The organism is Flavisolibacter ginsengisoli DSM 18119, assembly GCF_900129295.1.
Classification (GTDB): Bacteria; Bacteroidota; Bacteroidia; order Chitinophagales; family Chitinophagaceae; genus Flavisolibacter; species Flavisolibacter ginsengisoli.
This window is the reverse complement of the sequence record NZ_FQUU01000005.1, coordinates 140,990-155,832: the sequence shown is the minus strand read 5'-3', so window position 1 is coordinate 155,832 and position 14,843 is coordinate 140,990. Positions and strand designations below refer to the sequence as shown.

General features: G+C 42.4%; 16 protein-coding genes. 10 read left to right on the top strand and 6 right to left on the bottom strand.

All coding sequences use genetic code 11. The annotated features are described in order from the left end of the window. Positions 1–59 precede the first annotated feature (59 nt). A complete protein-coding gene (locus BUA53_RS08005; protein ID WP_072834839.1) occupies positions 60–1,334 on the bottom strand; it encodes a c-type cytochrome in 1,275 nt (424 codons plus the stop codon). A gap of 274 nt (positions 1,335–1,608) precedes the next feature. Here BUA53_RS08005 and BUA53_RS08000 point away from each other — a divergent pair, with 274 nt between their 5' ends. Then, positions 1,609–1,887 carry a DUF6787 family protein gene (locus BUA53_RS08000; protein ID WP_072834838.1) on the top strand — a complete coding sequence of 93 codons (279 nt, stop codon included), beginning with the start codon at positions 1,609–1,611 and terminating at the stop codon, positions 1,885–1,887. Next, positions 1,884–2,501 carry a phosphoribosylglycinamide formyltransferase gene (gene purN / locus BUA53_RS07995; RefSeq protein WP_072834837.1) on the top strand — a complete coding sequence of 206 codons (618 nt, stop codon included), beginning with the start codon at positions 1,884–1,886 and terminating at the stop codon, positions 2,499–2,501. The genes BUA53_RS08000 and purN overlap by 4 nt, the downstream gene beginning before the upstream one ends. Positions 2,502–2,561: 60 nt before the next feature. Here the strand turns inward: purN and htpG are convergent, their stop codons facing one another. Together htpG and BUA53_RS07985 are read right to left on the bottom strand one after the other, a co-directional pair. Next, positions 2,562–4,460, bottom strand: a complete 1,899-nt coding sequence (htpG, locus tag BUA53_RS07990; RefSeq protein ID WP_072834836.1) for a molecular chaperone HtpG — start codon at positions 4,458–4,460, stop codon at positions 2,562–2,564. 123 nt (positions 4,461–4,583) lie between these two features. Beyond that, positions 4,584–5,009 carry a response regulator gene (locus tag BUA53_RS07985; protein ID WP_072834835.1) on the bottom strand — a complete coding sequence of 142 codons (426 nt, stop codon included), beginning with the start codon at positions 5,007–5,009 and terminating at the stop codon, positions 4,584–4,586. 338 nt (positions 5,010–5,347) lie between these two features. Here BUA53_RS07985 and BUA53_RS07980 point away from each other — a divergent pair, with 338 nt between their 5' ends. Continuing rightward, positions 5,348–5,620 carry a hypothetical protein gene (locus tag BUA53_RS07980; protein WP_072834834.1) on the top strand — a complete coding sequence of 91 codons (273 nt, stop codon included), beginning with the start codon at positions 5,348–5,350 and terminating at the stop codon, positions 5,618–5,620. A gap of 1 nt (position 5,621) precedes the next feature. Here BUA53_RS07980 and BUA53_RS07975 read toward each other — a convergent pair whose 3' ends face one another. Beyond that, positions 5,622–6,023 (bottom strand): response regulator, encoded by a 402-nt coding sequence (locus tag BUA53_RS07975; protein ID WP_072834833.1) that lies wholly within the window; start codon positions 6,021–6,023, stop codon positions 5,622–5,624. Positions 6,024–6,244: 221 nt separating this feature from the next. Here BUA53_RS07975 and BUA53_RS07970 point away from each other — a divergent pair, with 221 nt between their 5' ends. The 3 genes from BUA53_RS07970 (at position 6,245) to BUA53_RS07960 (ending at position 7,964) form a co-directional block, all read left to right on the top strand. After that, positions 6,245–7,078, top strand: a complete 834-nt coding sequence (locus tag BUA53_RS07970; RefSeq protein ID WP_072834832.1) for an OmpA/MotB family protein — start codon at positions 6,245–6,247, stop codon at positions 7,076–7,078. A 62-nt stretch (positions 7,079–7,140) separates the two neighbouring features. Further along, positions 7,141–7,371: a hypothetical protein gene (locus BUA53_RS07965; protein ID WP_072834831.1), complete on the top strand. Its 231-nt coding sequence runs from the start codon at positions 7,141–7,143 to the stop codon at positions 7,369–7,371. A gap of 89 nt (positions 7,372–7,460) precedes the next feature. Continuing rightward, positions 7,461–7,964, top strand: coding sequence for a 2'-5' RNA ligase family protein (locus BUA53_RS07960; protein WP_072834830.1), 504 nt, complete (start codon positions 7,461–7,463; stop codon positions 7,962–7,964). Positions 7,965–7,967: 3 nt separating this feature from the next. Here the strand turns inward: BUA53_RS07960 and BUA53_RS07955 are convergent, their stop codons facing one another. Together BUA53_RS07955 and mqnC are read right to left on the bottom strand one after the other, a co-directional pair. Further along, positions 7,968–8,156 carry a hypothetical protein gene (locus tag BUA53_RS07955; RefSeq protein WP_072834829.1) on the bottom strand — a complete coding sequence of 63 codons (189 nt, stop codon included), beginning with the start codon at positions 8,154–8,156 and terminating at the stop codon, positions 7,968–7,970. A 69-nt stretch (positions 8,157–8,225) separates the two neighbouring features. Further along, positions 8,226–9,350, bottom strand: a complete 1,125-nt coding sequence (mqnC, locus tag BUA53_RS07950; protein WP_072834828.1) for a cyclic dehypoxanthinyl futalosine synthase — start codon at positions 9,348–9,350, stop codon at positions 8,226–8,228. Positions 9,351–9,479: 129 nt separating this feature from the next. Between mqnC and BUA53_RS07945 the strand changes: the two genes are divergently transcribed. The 4 genes from BUA53_RS07945 to BUA53_RS07925 all read left to right on the top strand — a co-directional run bounded on the left by BUA53_RS07945 (position 9,480) and on the right by BUA53_RS07925 (position 14,757). Next, positions 9,480–10,664: an aspartyl protease family protein gene (locus BUA53_RS07945; RefSeq protein ID WP_072834827.1), complete on the top strand. Its 1,185-nt coding sequence runs from the start codon at positions 9,480–9,482 to the stop codon at positions 10,662–10,664. A gap of 120 nt (positions 10,665–10,784) precedes the next feature. Beyond that, positions 10,785–12,023, top strand: a complete 1,239-nt coding sequence (locus BUA53_RS07940) for a M16 family metallopeptidase (RefSeq protein WP_072834826.1) — start codon at positions 10,785–10,787, stop codon at positions 12,021–12,023. Between the two features lie 78 nt (positions 12,024–12,101). Next, entirely contained in the window at positions 12,102–13,376 is a 1,275-nt protein-coding gene (locus BUA53_RS07935; RefSeq protein ID WP_072834825.1) for a M16 family metallopeptidase, read from the top strand. 352 nt (positions 13,377–13,728) lie between these two features. Further along, positions 13,729–14,757, top strand: a complete 1,029-nt coding sequence (locus BUA53_RS07925) for a WD40/YVTN/BNR-like repeat-containing protein (RefSeq protein WP_072834823.1) — start codon at positions 13,729–13,731, stop codon at positions 14,755–14,757. Positions 14,758–14,843: the final 86 nt, after the last annotated feature.

The window sequence follows — 14,843 nt, the reverse complement described above, 5'->3', positions numbered from 1 at the left end:
ACAATTATATGGTTCAGGCCTGACGGTATATGCCGTAAAAGCCATATGTTCAATGCTAATTAATAGTGACACTTCTGACATTCAAGACCGCCGATGTCCTTGACTGTCACACTATCCATTTTACCTGACTTAATATCGTTGTGAAACTTCTCGTAAATGCTGTAGTATTTATTTCCTGAACTATCGTTGTAATTAAAGTTCACTTTTGTTTCGCGGTGGCAATTGATACACCATCCCATGCTCAGTTCAGCCATTTGTTGCACTTTATCCATCTGCTGGATATTTCCATGACAGGTCTGGCATTGTACATTTCCCACCTTCGTATGCTGTGAATGGTTAAAATAAACGTGGTCAGGAAGATTATGAATTTTTATCCACTCAGGAGATTTTGCATTGGCAGGGTCCCAATTAGCTCCAGGTCCCGGAGTAAAGCCGGCGTAGCTGTAAAGTTTTTTGATCTCCGCGGTTCCATCAATCTCATTCTTGTTCTCATCATAGATCTTAGGCCCTTTTTCATAGGCATTAATAGATTTATGACAGTTCATACAAATGTTCAGGGTTGGTATGCCCGCGTGCTTGCCCTCAAAGGCGCTGTTATGACAATATAAACAGTTGATCTGGTTAATACCGGCATGTACTTTATGAGAAAAGTAAATAGGCTGTGTTGGTTGGTATCCCTGTTGACGGCCAAGACCTATAGCACCTTTGCCCACATAATAACCACCTACTATAAATAATATGATGGCAAATAAAGCTATATAGATCTTATTGCGCCAGAATGGTACAGGCTCGGGCCGCAGAATGCTTTCCTTATCATCAGACAGCTTTTTCAGGTTGCTGTTTACCTGCATTAGAATCAAAGCCACAATAGCCAGGATCAATGAAATGATACCGAAGATCAGGGCATTCCTGTTTGATGTTCCTTCACCTTCAGTAGCAGTGGCACCTTCCCCTGTTGGCTTGGCAGCTCCGGGAGCTGGTGCATTCTTGATCCAGTCAAAGATCGCATCTATATCCGCATCAGATAATTGGGGAAATGATGGCATTATCTGGCCGAAGGTCTTATGTAATTCCTGTGTATAAGGTGTAGTTGGGATAAATGCTCCGGGATTATGCACCCACTTGTGCAAATTTTGCCTTGATTCAGCCCATGGCCCTCTTTCTTCAACCCCTCTCAGGTGCGGACCAGTGCCATCCTTATCCAGGTTATGGCAGGTTTGGCAATTCTGTTGAAATATCTGCTGACCTGATTGAGCTTTTATGGAGTTAAAAGAAATTAGAAGCAAAAGTCCTGGCAAAACACTCCTCTTAGCAATTATCTTAAAAAAATTCATAGAAAAGATTGGTCTGAAATGTGGATAATTTCCCGAATCGGGTGCAAAAATATGACAGGAATCTAACAAATCATCGAGGATGCAAAAAATTTTTTAACCCGCTACCAGCTTGAGTTTCAGCCAATTTTCAACCAGTTCCCGGAATAGGGGAAAGATTTATGTCATGTTTTTGTCTGATTCTCATCAGGTTGTTGAAATCTATATTATACCTATTGAACCCTCTTTTTCGAATCCCATTGGCTAAGGGTAATTTCGTAACAGCAATGAAGAAATTATGCTTGAAAACTTAAAAGAAAAATGGGGTGTCGGGGCTGGAAGGGTAAGCCTCATCCTGGTAACATTTGCTTTAGGGGGGAGCCTCACAGGATTTTTGGCCAGGAAGATCATTACATCTCTTGAAATTGACTCCCTGTTTCTATATATACCTGTTTATATAATATTAGTAACCATTCTTTGGCCGGTAATGGTACTATTGGTAAGCTTACCACTTGGCCAGTTCTTTTTCTTTAGGAGCTATATTCGCAGGATCGCTAAAAAAATCTCCCGAAAATGAACGAGGAATCTTCTTTATCCAGGCAATCTGCATCGCAAAAATTACAAGGGATCACCATTTTTGCCTCAGGGGCCGGTAGTAATGCCTCAAGGATTATAGACTATTTCAGAAATTCCACGCTTGCAAGGGTTTGCCTGGTAATATGCAATAAACCTGGCGCAGGAGTCATAAGTATAGCTGAAAAAGAAGGGATTCCTGTATTAATAATTGAAAAAGAACGATTTTTTAAAGGAGATGGATACCTGCCTGAAATCAGGCAAGCCAGCACCAACCTCATAGTATTGGCGGGCTTTCTATGGAAAATACCCCATTCATTAATTGATGCTTATCCACGCCGGATCATTAACATTCACCCGGCCTTGTTGCCCAAATATGGGGGCAGGGGCATGTACGGGCAATATGTTCATGAATCTGTGTTGAATGCAGGCGAAATGGAATCAGGTATTACCATTCATTATGTAGACGAACATTATGATAATGGAGATATCCTTTTCCAGACTGCATGCCCGGTACTCGACACAGACTCTCCCGAATCACTGGCCAACCGCATTCACCAGCTCGAACACCTCCATTACCCCCTGGTCATAGACGACCTGATTAAAAGCTTACAATAAAAAAGGCCGGGTACAGTTTCCTGACCGGCCTAAATATTATATATTAACTCTTAAATCTTCTTACTCTCCGCTTGCCACCTGCACACTTCTTTCAACGAAGGCAGTAAGGTCAGCACCTTTCAACATTCCCTGTGATAGCAGGGCAAGATCAAAGGCCTGCCTTGCCAGTTGCACTTTATGTGAGTCATCTGACTGCAGTATGCGCTGAACAAGCTTGTGATTACCATTTACAGCTACTTTATAGGTATCAGGCAATGAACCGTAAAAATTCATTCCACCGCCGCCGCCCATACGAGCCATGTCTTTCATCCGGCGCATCCATTCTTCCATGGTTATGGTTACAGGCAGTTCCCCGGCGGACAAACTTTCCACTTCCACCTTCATATTGGTATTGTTGATGGCTTTATCAAATACCTCCTTAACCATTTTTTGCTCGTCTTCTGTCAACTGGTGTGTTTGCACATCTTCCTTTTGTATCAGCTTATCCAATACATCAGCATCCACCCTTTTAAATGAAACCTTGTCCAGCTTCATTTCCAAATGTTGCATAAAATGATTATCAATAGGAGAATCCATCACAACTACATCATAGCCTTTCTTATTAGCAGACTGCACATAACTGTGTTGTCTTTCCTCATCTACCGTATACAGGTAAACAGTAGTACCATTCTTATCAGTCTGGAAATCCCGCACTTTTGCATTGTATTCTTCCAATGTATAGTACTCACCTGCAGTATTCGTCAGCAATATGAAATCCTTTGCCTTTTCGTAAAACTTTTCTTCACTCAGCGCCCCGTATTTCACAAACAGGCCTATATCCTTCCACTTATCTTCATAGGCCTTCCTGTCTTTCCTGAACAACTCGTTAAGCTTATCTGCTACCTTACGGGTTATGTAACTGTTGATCTTTTTTACATTACTGTCGGCCTGCAAAAAGCTCCGGCTCACGTTCAATGGAATATCCGGAGAATCGATCACACCATGCAACAGCATTAAAAATTCAGGAACAATATCCTTTACTTCATCGGTAATGAATACCTGGCGTGAGAATAATTTGATCTTATTGCGCTGTACTTCAAAATCGTTCTTCAATTTGGGGAAGTAAAGTACCCCTGTAAGGTTAAAAGGATAATCCACATTCAGGTGAATCCAAAACAAAGGGTCTTCTGCAAACGGGTATAGCTCCCTGTAAAACTTAAGATAATCCTCATCATTCAGGTCAGCTGGTTGCTTTGTCCATATGGGTGTAGTATTATTAATGATGTTGGGTACTTCGATAGTTTTGTATTTCTTTTCACCCTTTTCATCTTCTCCGTCCTCAACCGACTCCGACCTGGTCCCAAACTGGATGGGCACAGGCAGGAATTTGGCATATTTATCCAATATACCCTGGATCCTGTTTTCCTGTAGAAACTCTTCACTTTCTGAATTGATGTATAATATTACATCAGTGCCCCTTTCCTGCTTATTGCCTTCTGTGATCTCAAACTCAGTACTGCCATCACAGATCCAACGTGCTGGCTCTGCTCCTTCCTGGTAACTAAGGGTCTGTATTTCCACTTTGTCTGCAACCATAAAAGCAGAATAAAAGCCTAATCCAAAGCGACCAATAATCTCGTTGGCATCATTGGCTTCCTTGAACTTTTCCATGAATTCTGTAGCACCTGAAAAAGCTATCTGGTTAATATATTTTTTGATCTCTTCAGCGGTCATACCAATACCTTTATCACTGATAGTAATGGTTTTCGCTTTCTCATCTACCGACACTTGTATTGTCAGGTCGCCGAGTTCCTTGTTGTATTGGCCCAGGGATGATAAACGTTTAACCTTTTGAGTGGCATCCACAGCATTACTTACCAGCTCACGCAGAAAGATCTCGTTATCAGAATACAAAAACTTTTTAATAATGGGGAAGATGTTCTCTGTATGAATGGAAATTGTTCCCTTTTCTTGTACCATAGTCTAAAATATATTTATCTGTTCGTGTAAGTGATTGTACCATAGCTATCAATGCCTGTTCCAAACCAATGAAATTGCCAGATTGACAGGATGAATACGAAGATTAAATGTGAATCGGGTAGATCAGGTGCTTTGTTTCAGCTGGTTGATCTCAAAATTGCAGCGGCTAACGAATTCCCTGGCAATTCCTTCCAGGTCATTGTAATTAAGTGGTTTGGTTATAAGCTCAACACTCCATTGTTGTGCGAAGAACTGGTCTGATATACTGTTGGAAGTACTGAATAAAACGATAGGAATTGATTTCAGGTGTTGGTTATTCCTCACTTTTGCCAGGGCTTCTTTACCATCCATTACCGGCATATTTATATCAAGTATCAGCAGGCATGGAAGAACATCATTGGAATGCATCTTATTTAAGATCTGTAAAGCTTCCCAGCCATTAAATGCATGCACCACTTCGATATGGTCATGTTTCTCAAATGCTTCTTTCACCATGAACACATCATCAATGTCATCCTCAGCATATAAAATGGTGTGCTTACTTATCATTTATTAAAGGTATAAATTATGATGTAATCTTTTCACTTTCAATAGATGAAGCCGCTGAGAAATTCACGTATTCTTATCATAATCCGATTTTATTGATTTGCAGCAAGATTAAGCATTATACCGACCAAACCCTGGTCCTCATTGGGTGATTCGTTTCGTCTACATTAATGTGCTTTTGTTTTTTTGATACTTTAATCACTGTGTCTTTCCCTGATTTTTGTGCCCGTATTGTAGAATTGTATTCCTTTATTGTTGACTGTATTTTACATTATAAATTTTTATTGCCTTTCCATTCAAAAGGGCATCATCTTTGGATTTATTAAACTAAAGCATGTGTTATGGAAATGACAGCAGTAGTGTTACACGAGGGTGCTTTAGCTCATTACGATGTAGCAATAGGATATGACGGCAGGTGTTACGCACACCTTCAAAAATATAATGGCAGAAATGAAAATGCACCTCCCCAACAGTTAGTTCTTCAGAAAGAACGTAGAAGATGGGTGGCCGATGAAAGGTATAAAGACCTTTCCGATGAACTGGGCTATGCCATTGAATTGAAAGCGAAACCCTTACTGGACCGGAACCGCTTTGGAGGACATCCTGCAGGCTAATTTATTCATGTTTGCAATAGCTGATTAATTTAAGGACAGCTTTTTCCAGGCTTTTATAATTGGGAGGCTTTGTGATCATCTCTACCTGGTATTTGCGGCAGTAGAGCTTATCCAGTTCGCTATTGGATGTGGTAAAGATGACGAGGGGGATATCTTTAAACTCTTCCGATTGTTTGATCCTGGAAAGAGTTTCCTTCCCATCCATTATGGGCATATTAATATCAAGGATAATAAGAGAGGGGTAAGCAGCCTTTTGACCGGCGTTTTGTAAATAATCCATAACCTCCTGGCCGTTACGCACTTCTATAATCTGGAAATGGCGATTATTCTTCAGCAGGATCTCCTTCATAAGCATGAGATCATCTGCATCATCATCAGCCCAAAGAATGGTGTTTTTCAGCATGCTTATTATAGGGGTTTAGCCTCACGGGCATCGATATTATCTTTGCCAGACATCAAGTTCATCAAAGGTATTTCAACCAATTTTTACTATATAATTTCTTAGTCGGGTGCATGCAATTACTCGTTGAAATTTAAGAGAAGCAGGTCAGTTGCACCCTATTGTTAGGTAAAACCAACCTAATGGCATAGTTTTTTTGAAAAATATGGCAAATCATTGTAGCTATGAGAAAACAGTATAGCCTCCTATTTACCTCCCTTTTCTGCTTGTTATTTCTTTCTTCCTGTATTTCACGCAAAAAATATGAAGAATCTCTTACGCGGGAGCAGGACCTGATGGCACAGAATACTGAACTTAGGAACGAAATAACCCAGCTAAAAGGTCAAATAGAAGGTTTACAAGGCGATAATTCCAAATTGGTGAAGCAAATAGATGATGCCATGAAAGCTGCATCGCAAGCTACAGGAACGGCTAACATGACTCAAAAACAATTGGAAGCTGAACAAAAAAGGCTATGGGATCTCAGGAAGCTGCTTGACCAGCAAAGACAAGCTGTAGAAAATCTGCGCAAAAAAATGTCTGATGCGCTTACTGGTTTTAATTCCAATGAATTACAGGTCTTTACTAAAAATGGAAAAGTATACGTTAGCTTACAGGAAAAAGTGCTTTTCCCATCCGGTAGTGCGGTAGTAAATGCAAAAGGAAAACAGGCCCTGGCAACACTGGCACAAGTACTAAATGTGAATCCGGATATTAATGTTGTAGTGGAAGGGCACACGGACTCTATTCCTATCCATGGTAAATATGAAGATAACTGGGCGTTAAGTGTTGCAAGAGCCACATCTATTGTCCGCCTGCTTACTGATACGTATCATGTTGACCCTACCAGGGTTACGGCAAGTGGACGTAGTAAGTTTGAACCGGTTGAATCCAATGAAACTGCAGATGGCAGGCAACGCAACCGCAGAACAGAGATCATTCTTGCTCCGAAACTTGACGAACTGATGCAGTTACTTCAGCAAGGACCTGCACAACAGGATTCTGCATCAAGTCAATAAGTAAAAAATACCGTTAACACCTTTTCAGGAAGGTGTTAACGGTCAATGAATAAAAACAGCGTATGGAAGATCTGTTTTCTACCCAACTGGATGTTAACCATCAAAACATCACCTATCATGTCATCTTCGATAAGGAGCGATATACTTTTATACCCCAGGGTGCCAAAACCGCGGTTGAACCCTTTTCTTTTGTGAGGGAACAAGATGAGTGGCATGTAACCGAACTTTTAGACCCCACATTGAAAGCCCAGGCCATTGAAGCCCTCGACCGCTATTTATTCAGGCAACATTAATACTAAGTGCTTCCTATTACTTCCTTGATATTAAAATACTTAAAGGCCGGATAAACGTTTATAACAATATAAATTTGTTTATTTACGCTATGGAGGTACCCCTGATCCTTACTCTGGCCCTGGAAGACTATGCATTCCAGTTTTTTAATGCCCTAAGAAAGATCTATTACCCTGCCCATCTTAATAAAACAGATGCCCACCTTACTTTATTCCGCTTACTACCCAACGAGGAATCAATCATAGAAAAAGTGGCACTGATAGCGGCGCAGCAAAGTGTCATCACTCTGCAGGTAAAAGAACCCCTCCGCACATCCACCGGTGTTGCTTACACTATTGAAAGTGAATCTCTCATGCAATTGCATAGTAAGTTTCAACACGGCTGGGAACCATTCCTGATACCCCAGGACCGGGAAGAGTTATGGCCCCATATTACCATCCAAAGCCAGGCAAATCAGGAAGCCGCCACAGAATTGTTGCAATTCCTGAAAGATAATTTCTCCGCCTTTGAAGCTATTTCAACCGGGCTCCAACTCTGGGAGAATAACGGAGGCAACTGGAAATTATTCAGGGAGTTCCCTTTTGTAAAAGATTGATCGTCAGGCCTTCACTACTGTTTTTAAAAGGAAAAAGCTGATAGCCATTCCAATGCCACAACCTAATAAAGAGGAATAGACCTTATCCCGCCGGTTATTCAGGGCAAAAAGATTGAAGGCTACACCAAAAATGCCGAATAACAATCCTACGATAAAAGGTACCCAAAGAAAGTAAAAGCTATTGTTTTTCATATCGATCCCGTAAGGGGTAGCTTATAAAGGAGACCTTTCAATTTGAAAGGCCTCATGATTTGTTCTATGTTAATAATTTACAACCTGTTCCTCAATGGCCTGGGGAATCTCTCTCCACTCATATTGCTGGTTGCGCAACTGGGGTTCAAAACCTGCTTCCCTGATGGCATCCTGGATGGTGCGTGACGTGAACCTGTGTGGTGCTCCTGCAGCACTTACCACATTCTCTTCGATCATAATACTTCCGAAATCATTGGCGCCACCATTCAGGCATAACTGGGCTGTTTGCTTACCCACTGTCAACCAGGAGGCCTGGATGTTCTTGATATTAGGTAACATGATACGGCTGATAGCGATCATGCGGATATATTCTTCAGGAGTGGTAAGGTTATGTACGCCTCGTATACGTGTCAGCAGGGTATCTACATCCTGGAAGGTCCATGGAATGAAAGCCAGGAAACCCTTTGCATCCTGTGGCTTTTTAGCCTGCACTTCCCTGATCTTCACCAGGTGTTCAAATCGTTCCCTGATTGTTTCCACATGGCCAAACATCATGGTAGCGGATGTAGTGATATTCAGCTTATGTGCTTCATGCATAATGGCCAGCCATTCGTCTGCTCCACATTTTCCCTTGGAGATCAACCGACGCACCCTGTCAACCAATATCTCTGCACCCGCGCCCGGAAGTGAATCCAGCCCGGCTTCTTTCAGCGCTTTCAATACTTCGTGGTGGGTTGACTTTGCCAGTTTGGTGATATGTGCCACTTCGGGGGGCCCGAGTGCGTGCAATTTGATAGTGGGGAATTCCTGCTTGATCTGGCGGAAAATGTTAGTGTAAAAATCAAGTCCCAGCTCAGGGTGGTGACCACCTTGCAACAGCAACTGGTCGCCGCCATATTTTATTGTTTCCGTGATCTTTTGCCTGTAGGAAGGCATATCCGTTATATAGGCTTCCGGATGCCCGGGAATGCGGTAGAAATTGCAAAACTTGCAATTGGCAATACATACATTGGTAGTATTCACATTCCGGTCTATCTGCCAGGTCACCTTCCCGTGGGGCACCTGCTTCTTTCTGAGTTCATCAGCTACATACATCAATTCTGCCAGCGGCGCACGTTCGAAAAGGTGCATACCTTCTTCGATACTCAGGAACTCAAAGGCTAATGCTTTGGTATATAATTCGGAAAGATTCATAGCGCGGCAAATTTACAATGGTTTGCCAGCATTATGGATGAAAGGTTTGGCAGGAGACAAAGCTTAGAATAATTTTAATACTTCTGGCAATTGCAACTTTTAAAATATATCTTTTGTCCTTCTAAAGGAATGAAGAGAACCATAACGCTTATACTGCTTCTAGCATCCACCTATTCTTCTATTGCCCAGGAGGAGTTCATAGCACCTTCCCGTTATTTGTCCAGTTGCGGTTTCACACAGCTTACCGGGGGTGTAATCCTGTTAAGGGCCCGCCTGGAACCCTTTCCTGACACACTTAACTTTATCCTTGACAGCGGAAGCGGCGGCATTTCCCTTGATTCCGTCACTGTTCAATACTTCGGGCTTAAACCCGTGCCTTCAAATAGAACCATCAGGGGTATTGCAGGCATACGCCAGGTGAGCTTTGTTCATGACCAGGTGTTAAAACTTCCCGATCTCAGTATTGACAGCCTCGAATTCCATGTCAATGACTATTCAATCCTTACCAGCGTGTATGGAGAAAGAATTGATGGGATCATTGGGTATGCTGTGCTGAGTCGTTATATACTGAAAATTGATTATGACAGTAATAAGATCGAATTCTGGTCGAGAGGCTCCCTAAAATATCCACGCGGGGGCTACCTGTTAAGGCCCCAGATCAATATGCTCCCGGTGCAGTCACTGCGTATTAAGGATGAAAGAACCATTACCAGCCGTTTCCTTTTTGATATGGGAGCCGGCCTGAACATGATGCTGACCAGTGATTTTATAAAGGACAGCGCATTTATGCGTAAAAAAAGAAAATTCTTTACAAAGCAAGCAGAAGGCCTCGGCGGCAAGATTGATATGCAGCTTTCAGTGATCAAGGAGGTCAAGATAGGCCCTTACCGCTTCCGCAATGTGCCCGTCTATATTTTCGATGACACGTACAATGTTACCTCCTATCCTTACCTGGGTGGTATCCTGGGCAATGACCTGCTGCGTCGTTTCAATATCATTCTCAATTATGATCACAGGGATATATACCTGTTACCTAATAGCCATTATAATGAACCTTTTGATTATTCCTACACCGGAATGGAGCTCTTCTATGAAAATGGTCATATAGTTATTGGCGATGTGGCAAAAGGATCACCCGCCGAAGCGGTAGGCTTGAAAGAAGGAGATATTGTTATAGCCATCGACAGGAATTTTAACCAGAGCATTCAGCAATATAAGCTGGCGATTCAAAATGCAGGGGATAAGCTGAAAATGATCATTCAAAGAGGGCCAGATGTATTCGAATACAGTTTAAAAGTCAAAAGCATCCTCTAAACAAGGGCACAATGCCACTATCAGCATCCTATTGGCATCTTTTAAATACTTTTGCAACCCTTTGTAATAAGCACAAAGGCTTAACCTATACATTTGTCTGTTCACTTAAAATATTAGTACGTGGTTCAATTTGAAAGGTTCAATCTCGAAAATGGATTAAGGGTCATCGTTCACCAGGATACTTCTACTCCCATGGCTGTTGTCAATGTGATGTACGATGTGGGGGCAAGGGACGAAGATCCCGGTCAAACAGGTTTTGCCCACCTCTTTGAGCACCTTATGTTTGGTGGATCTGTGAATATACCTGTATATGATGAGCCCCTGCAAATGGCAGGAGGTGAAAACAATGCCTATACTACCAATGACCTTACCAACTACTATATACAGCTGCCATCAGAAAACCTGGAAACAGCTTTCTGGCTTGAAAGCGACCGCATGCTTTCCCTGGGCTTTACCGAGAACAGCCTTGAAGTGCAGCGCAAAGTAGTGAGTGAAGAGTTCAAAGAACATTACCTGAACAAGCCTTACGGTGATGTTTGGTTGAAATTGCGCGAATTGGCTTACCAGGTGCACCCATATAGATGGATGACCATTGGAAAAGAACTTTCTCATATTGAAAATGCCCAACTCCAGGATGTAAAGAATTTCTTTTTTAAATTCTACCGTCCCAATAATGCCATACTTGTTGTTGCCGGGAATGTTACGGTAGACCAGGTACGTGCCTTGGCAGAAAAATGGTTTGGTCCTATTGAGGCAGGTGAAAAATACCAGCGGAATTTGCCATCGGAACCAGCCCAAACTACGGCTAAAAAGCTCGAGGTCTTTGCCAATGTACCATTGGATGCCTTATATAAATGCTGGCACATATACCCGCGGTTAGACCATCGGTATTATGTTTCAGACCTTATCACGGAGATACTGGGTGGCGGTGGTTCTTCACGCTTATACCAGGCCCTGGTAAAAGAAAAACAGTTGTTCAGCAATATTGAATGCTATCATTTCGGCACACTTGATGCTGGTTTACTGGCCATTGAAGGCAAGTTGGTGAAGGGTGTGAAGATGGAAGATGCCGAAGCTGCTATTGAAGTGGAACTGGAAAAGATCAGGAATGAAAAAGTCACAGAAGCCGAGTTGGAAAAAGTGAAGAATAAAACAGAAAGCATGATCGCATTTGAAGACATGAGTGTCATGAACAGGGCAAACAGCCTTGCCTTTTATGAACTGTTGGGTGATGCCTCATTGATGAATACAGAGCTGGACCGCTACAATGCTGTCACAGTGGAAGATATAAAAGAGGAATCTCAAAAGATCTTCAGAGAAGTGAATAGCAGCACTTTATATTATAGATCCAAGGTATAATTAAACCGGCATAAGCATTAGCCTCATAACTGGCCGCTGGCAACCTTAATGCCATGTCAGCAATAAAACAAAAGATACATGTTAAACAGAACCATTGCTCCTCCCATAAAAGATGCTATAGAATTCAATTTAAGTTTAAAGCCTTTTGAGAAGCACACGCTCAATAATGGAGTTCCGGTATATGCAGTGAATGCCGGGGCAGAAGAAGTATTGCAATTGGAATGGGTGTATTATGCGGGCAACTCTTTTGAAAAGCATAACCTGGTAGCTGCCAGTACCAATTTTTTATTAAAGAATGGCACCTCCACCAAAAACGCTTTCCAGGTCAATGAGCATTTTGAATATTACGGCTCTTACCTGAACCGGAATTGTTTTAATGAAACTGCTGTCATCACCCTCCATTGCCTGGCAAAACACCTTGAAGTGCTGTTACCGGTAGTGAGAGAAATGCTGGTAGATGCCATCTTTCCTGAAGAAGAGATCAGCATTTACAAGCAGAATATGAAGCAGCGCCTGAATGTGAACCTGAAGAAAAGTGATTTTGTGGCCGGTCGACTGATTGATACTTACCTATATGGCCCCGAGCATCCCTATGGACGCTTCAGCCGCTTTGAAGATTTTGACAGCCTTACCCGTGAAGAAGTGCTGAACTTTTACCAGCAGTATTACCGCGATGGCAAGTTCCTGCTTTTTGCCGCAGGTAAGCTGCCATCCAATTTATTCTCGCTTTTGAATCAACATTTCGGTGATCTGAAAAACAGCACTGTAACAGTCCCGCTTATTCCATCAGTGCAGGCGGAAGAAAAAAAATACCGGGTTACCAACGATCCACAAGGTGTACAGGGCGCCATACGCATGGGATCTAATTTCCCTAACCGTCATCACCCCGATTTTACAAAAGCACAGGTGCTGAATAATGTATTCGGAGGTTTCTTTGGCTCCCGGCTGATGAGCAATATCCGGGAAGAAAAAGGATATACCTATGGCATTTACAGCTACCTGGAAAACCATATCCAGGAAAGTGCCTGGGTGATCAGCACAGAGGCCGGCAGGGATGTATGTGAAGCCACGATAGTGGAAGTGTACAAAGAGATGGAAGAGTTACGCAACGAGATAGTTGAAGAAGACGAATTACTGCTGGTACGCAACTATATGATCGGCTCTATTCTTGGAGACCTTGATGGACCCTTCCACATCATCAACCGCTGGAAAACCATCATCCTGAATGACCTTCCCGAAGATCATTTTTATAAACAAATTGAAACGATCAAAACTGTTTCCGCAGAAGAATTGCAACAACTTGCTAACAAATACCTGCAACCGGAGCAATTTTATGAGCTTGTGGTGGTGTAGGGGGAGAAGTTGAAAAGTTAACAGGTTGAAAAGTTGACAATTATGTAGTGTGAAGTTTTAAGGTTCAGGTGTGATACGTTGAGTTGATCAAACCTTCCCTCGAATTTGTTTTGACATAAAGTAACAGTGATCAATCCCTGTAATATATTTATGCCTGCGTTCCATAGGAATGATTCACCTAACGAACCAGAAACAAAAAACCATAAAACCAAAAACAGTACTGTTTCAAATTTGTTTGAAATACAGTAACAATTTATCATTACCTGTAATATATTTATGACTGCGTTTCATAAGAGTCTTTGACCTTAAGAACCAGAAACAAAAAACCATAAACTATAAACAGTACTGTACCATGCTGAAGACATCCTTTTTATGCCTCGCATTTATCTCTATTTCTGCCACACTAGTTTTTTGCAGCAATGCAGATAGCTCCTCTGTAAATACTGAAAACACTGAATCAGCGCTCATTACAGAAAATTTGGGTACACAATGGACTCCGGTAGCCCTGAACGATAAAGATGAAACCGTGAGTGCCTTTGTTACCACCAAAAAAGGCCGCCTGGTTGCCGGCACTTCAGCTGGTCCTTATATTTCAGACGATAAGGGCAACACCTGGAAACCTGCCAATATCAACCCGGATGACAAAGCAGCGGTTTTCAGCCTGGCCATGGATGCTTCAGGCACCATCTACGCAGGTCTAAGCCGGTATGGTGTGCTGGTGTCGGAAGACAATGGAGACAGTTGGAAATTATACAGTGAAGGATTGAACAAGGGTGGACCCAGGAGCAGCTATGCCATGCTGGCTGCAGGCAACAATATCCTGAAAGGAACAATGGAGAGCGGCGTGTACCTGTCTGATAATAAAGGCAAAAGCTGGCAACCTTCCAACAATGGCATACCGCTGGACCTGATTACCAGCAAGATGGTTTCAGTTTCACAACTTGTTCAGAATGACAAAACTGTCTATGCCCTTACCGACCTTGGTGTTCGTTATTCTACTGATAAGGGTAAGACCTGGAACAAGCCTGCACATAATGGTATTGTAAGGCTGGGCTACATGCAATCCCTTGCTGTTTCAAAAAACAATTTGTTTACAGGTATTGGCACTGCGCAAAAAGGTGTGTTCCTGTCCACTGACAATGGCAACAACTGGAAAGCTGCCGGGTTGGAAGGCAAAGCTGTTACTGCTCTTTTTGCAGCAGCTAACGGGGTACTTTATGCGGGAGCAGAAGGTGAAATTTTCCGTTCTGCTGACAATGGCAAGTCCTGGACCGCTATTGGCACGGGGCTTCCTAAAAAACCTGTGTATGCCATCGCCCTTGCCCCGGACGGAAAGCTATTGGCAGGCATCAACCGCACCGGTATCTATCTTCTCAAATAATCGATTAAAAGCCCACTTACATAAACCCTGGCCTCCAGGGTTTTTTTATTTCACCACTAAATATGGTTGTATCCTTTAGGCATCTA

Bases quoted from the DNA above. Each gene is read 5' to 3' on its own strand.
- BUA53_RS07935 (WP_072834825.1), top strand. From the start codon at position 12,102: ATGTTAAACAGAACCATTGCTCCTCCCATAAAAGATGCTATAGAATTC.
- BUA53_RS07970 (WP_072834832.1), top strand. From the start codon at position 6,245: ATGAGAAAACAGTATAGCCTCCTATTTACCTCCCTTTTCTGCTTGTTA.
- BUA53_RS07975 (WP_072834833.1), bottom strand. From the start codon at position 6,023: ATGCTGAAAAACACCATTCTTTGGGCTGATGATGATGCAGATGATCTC.
- htpG (WP_072834836.1), bottom strand. From the start codon at position 4,460: ATGGTACAAGAAAAGGGAACAATTTCCATTCATACAGAGAACATCTTC.
- BUA53_RS07960 (WP_072834830.1), top strand. From the start codon at position 7,461: ATGGAGGTACCCCTGATCCTTACTCTGGCCCTGGAAGACTATGCATTC.
- BUA53_RS07965 (WP_072834831.1), top strand. From the start codon at position 7,141: ATGGAAGATCTGTTTTCTACCCAACTGGATGTTAACCATCAAAACATC.
- BUA53_RS07955 (WP_072834829.1), bottom strand. From the start codon at position 8,156: ATGAAAAACAATAGCTTTTACTTTCTTTGGGTACCTTTTATCGTAGGA.
- BUA53_RS08005 (WP_072834839.1), bottom strand. From the start codon at position 1,334: ATGAATTTTTTTAAGATAATTGCTAAGAGGAGTGTTTTGCCAGGACTT.
- BUA53_RS07980 (WP_072834834.1), top strand. From the start codon at position 5,348: ATGGAAATGACAGCAGTAGTGTTACACGAGGGTGCTTTAGCTCATTAC.
- BUA53_RS08000 (WP_072834838.1), top strand. From the start codon at position 1,609: ATGCTTGAAAACTTAAAAGAAAAATGGGGTGTCGGGGCTGGAAGGGTA.
- purN (WP_072834837.1), top strand. From the start codon at position 1,884: ATGAACGAGGAATCTTCTTTATCCAGGCAATCTGCATCGCAAAAATTA.
- BUA53_RS07945 (WP_072834827.1), top strand. From the start codon at position 9,480: ATGAAGAGAACCATAACGCTTATACTGCTTCTAGCATCCACCTATTCT.
- mqnC (WP_072834828.1), bottom strand. From the start codon at position 9,350: ATGAATCTTTCCGAATTATATACCAAAGCATTAGCCTTTGAGTTCCTG.
- BUA53_RS07925 (WP_072834823.1), top strand. From the start codon at position 13,729: ATGCTGAAGACATCCTTTTTATGCCTCGCATTTATCTCTATTTCTGCC.
- BUA53_RS07985 (WP_072834835.1), bottom strand. From the start codon at position 5,009: ATGATAAGTAAGCACACCATTTTATATGCTGAGGATGACATTGATGAT.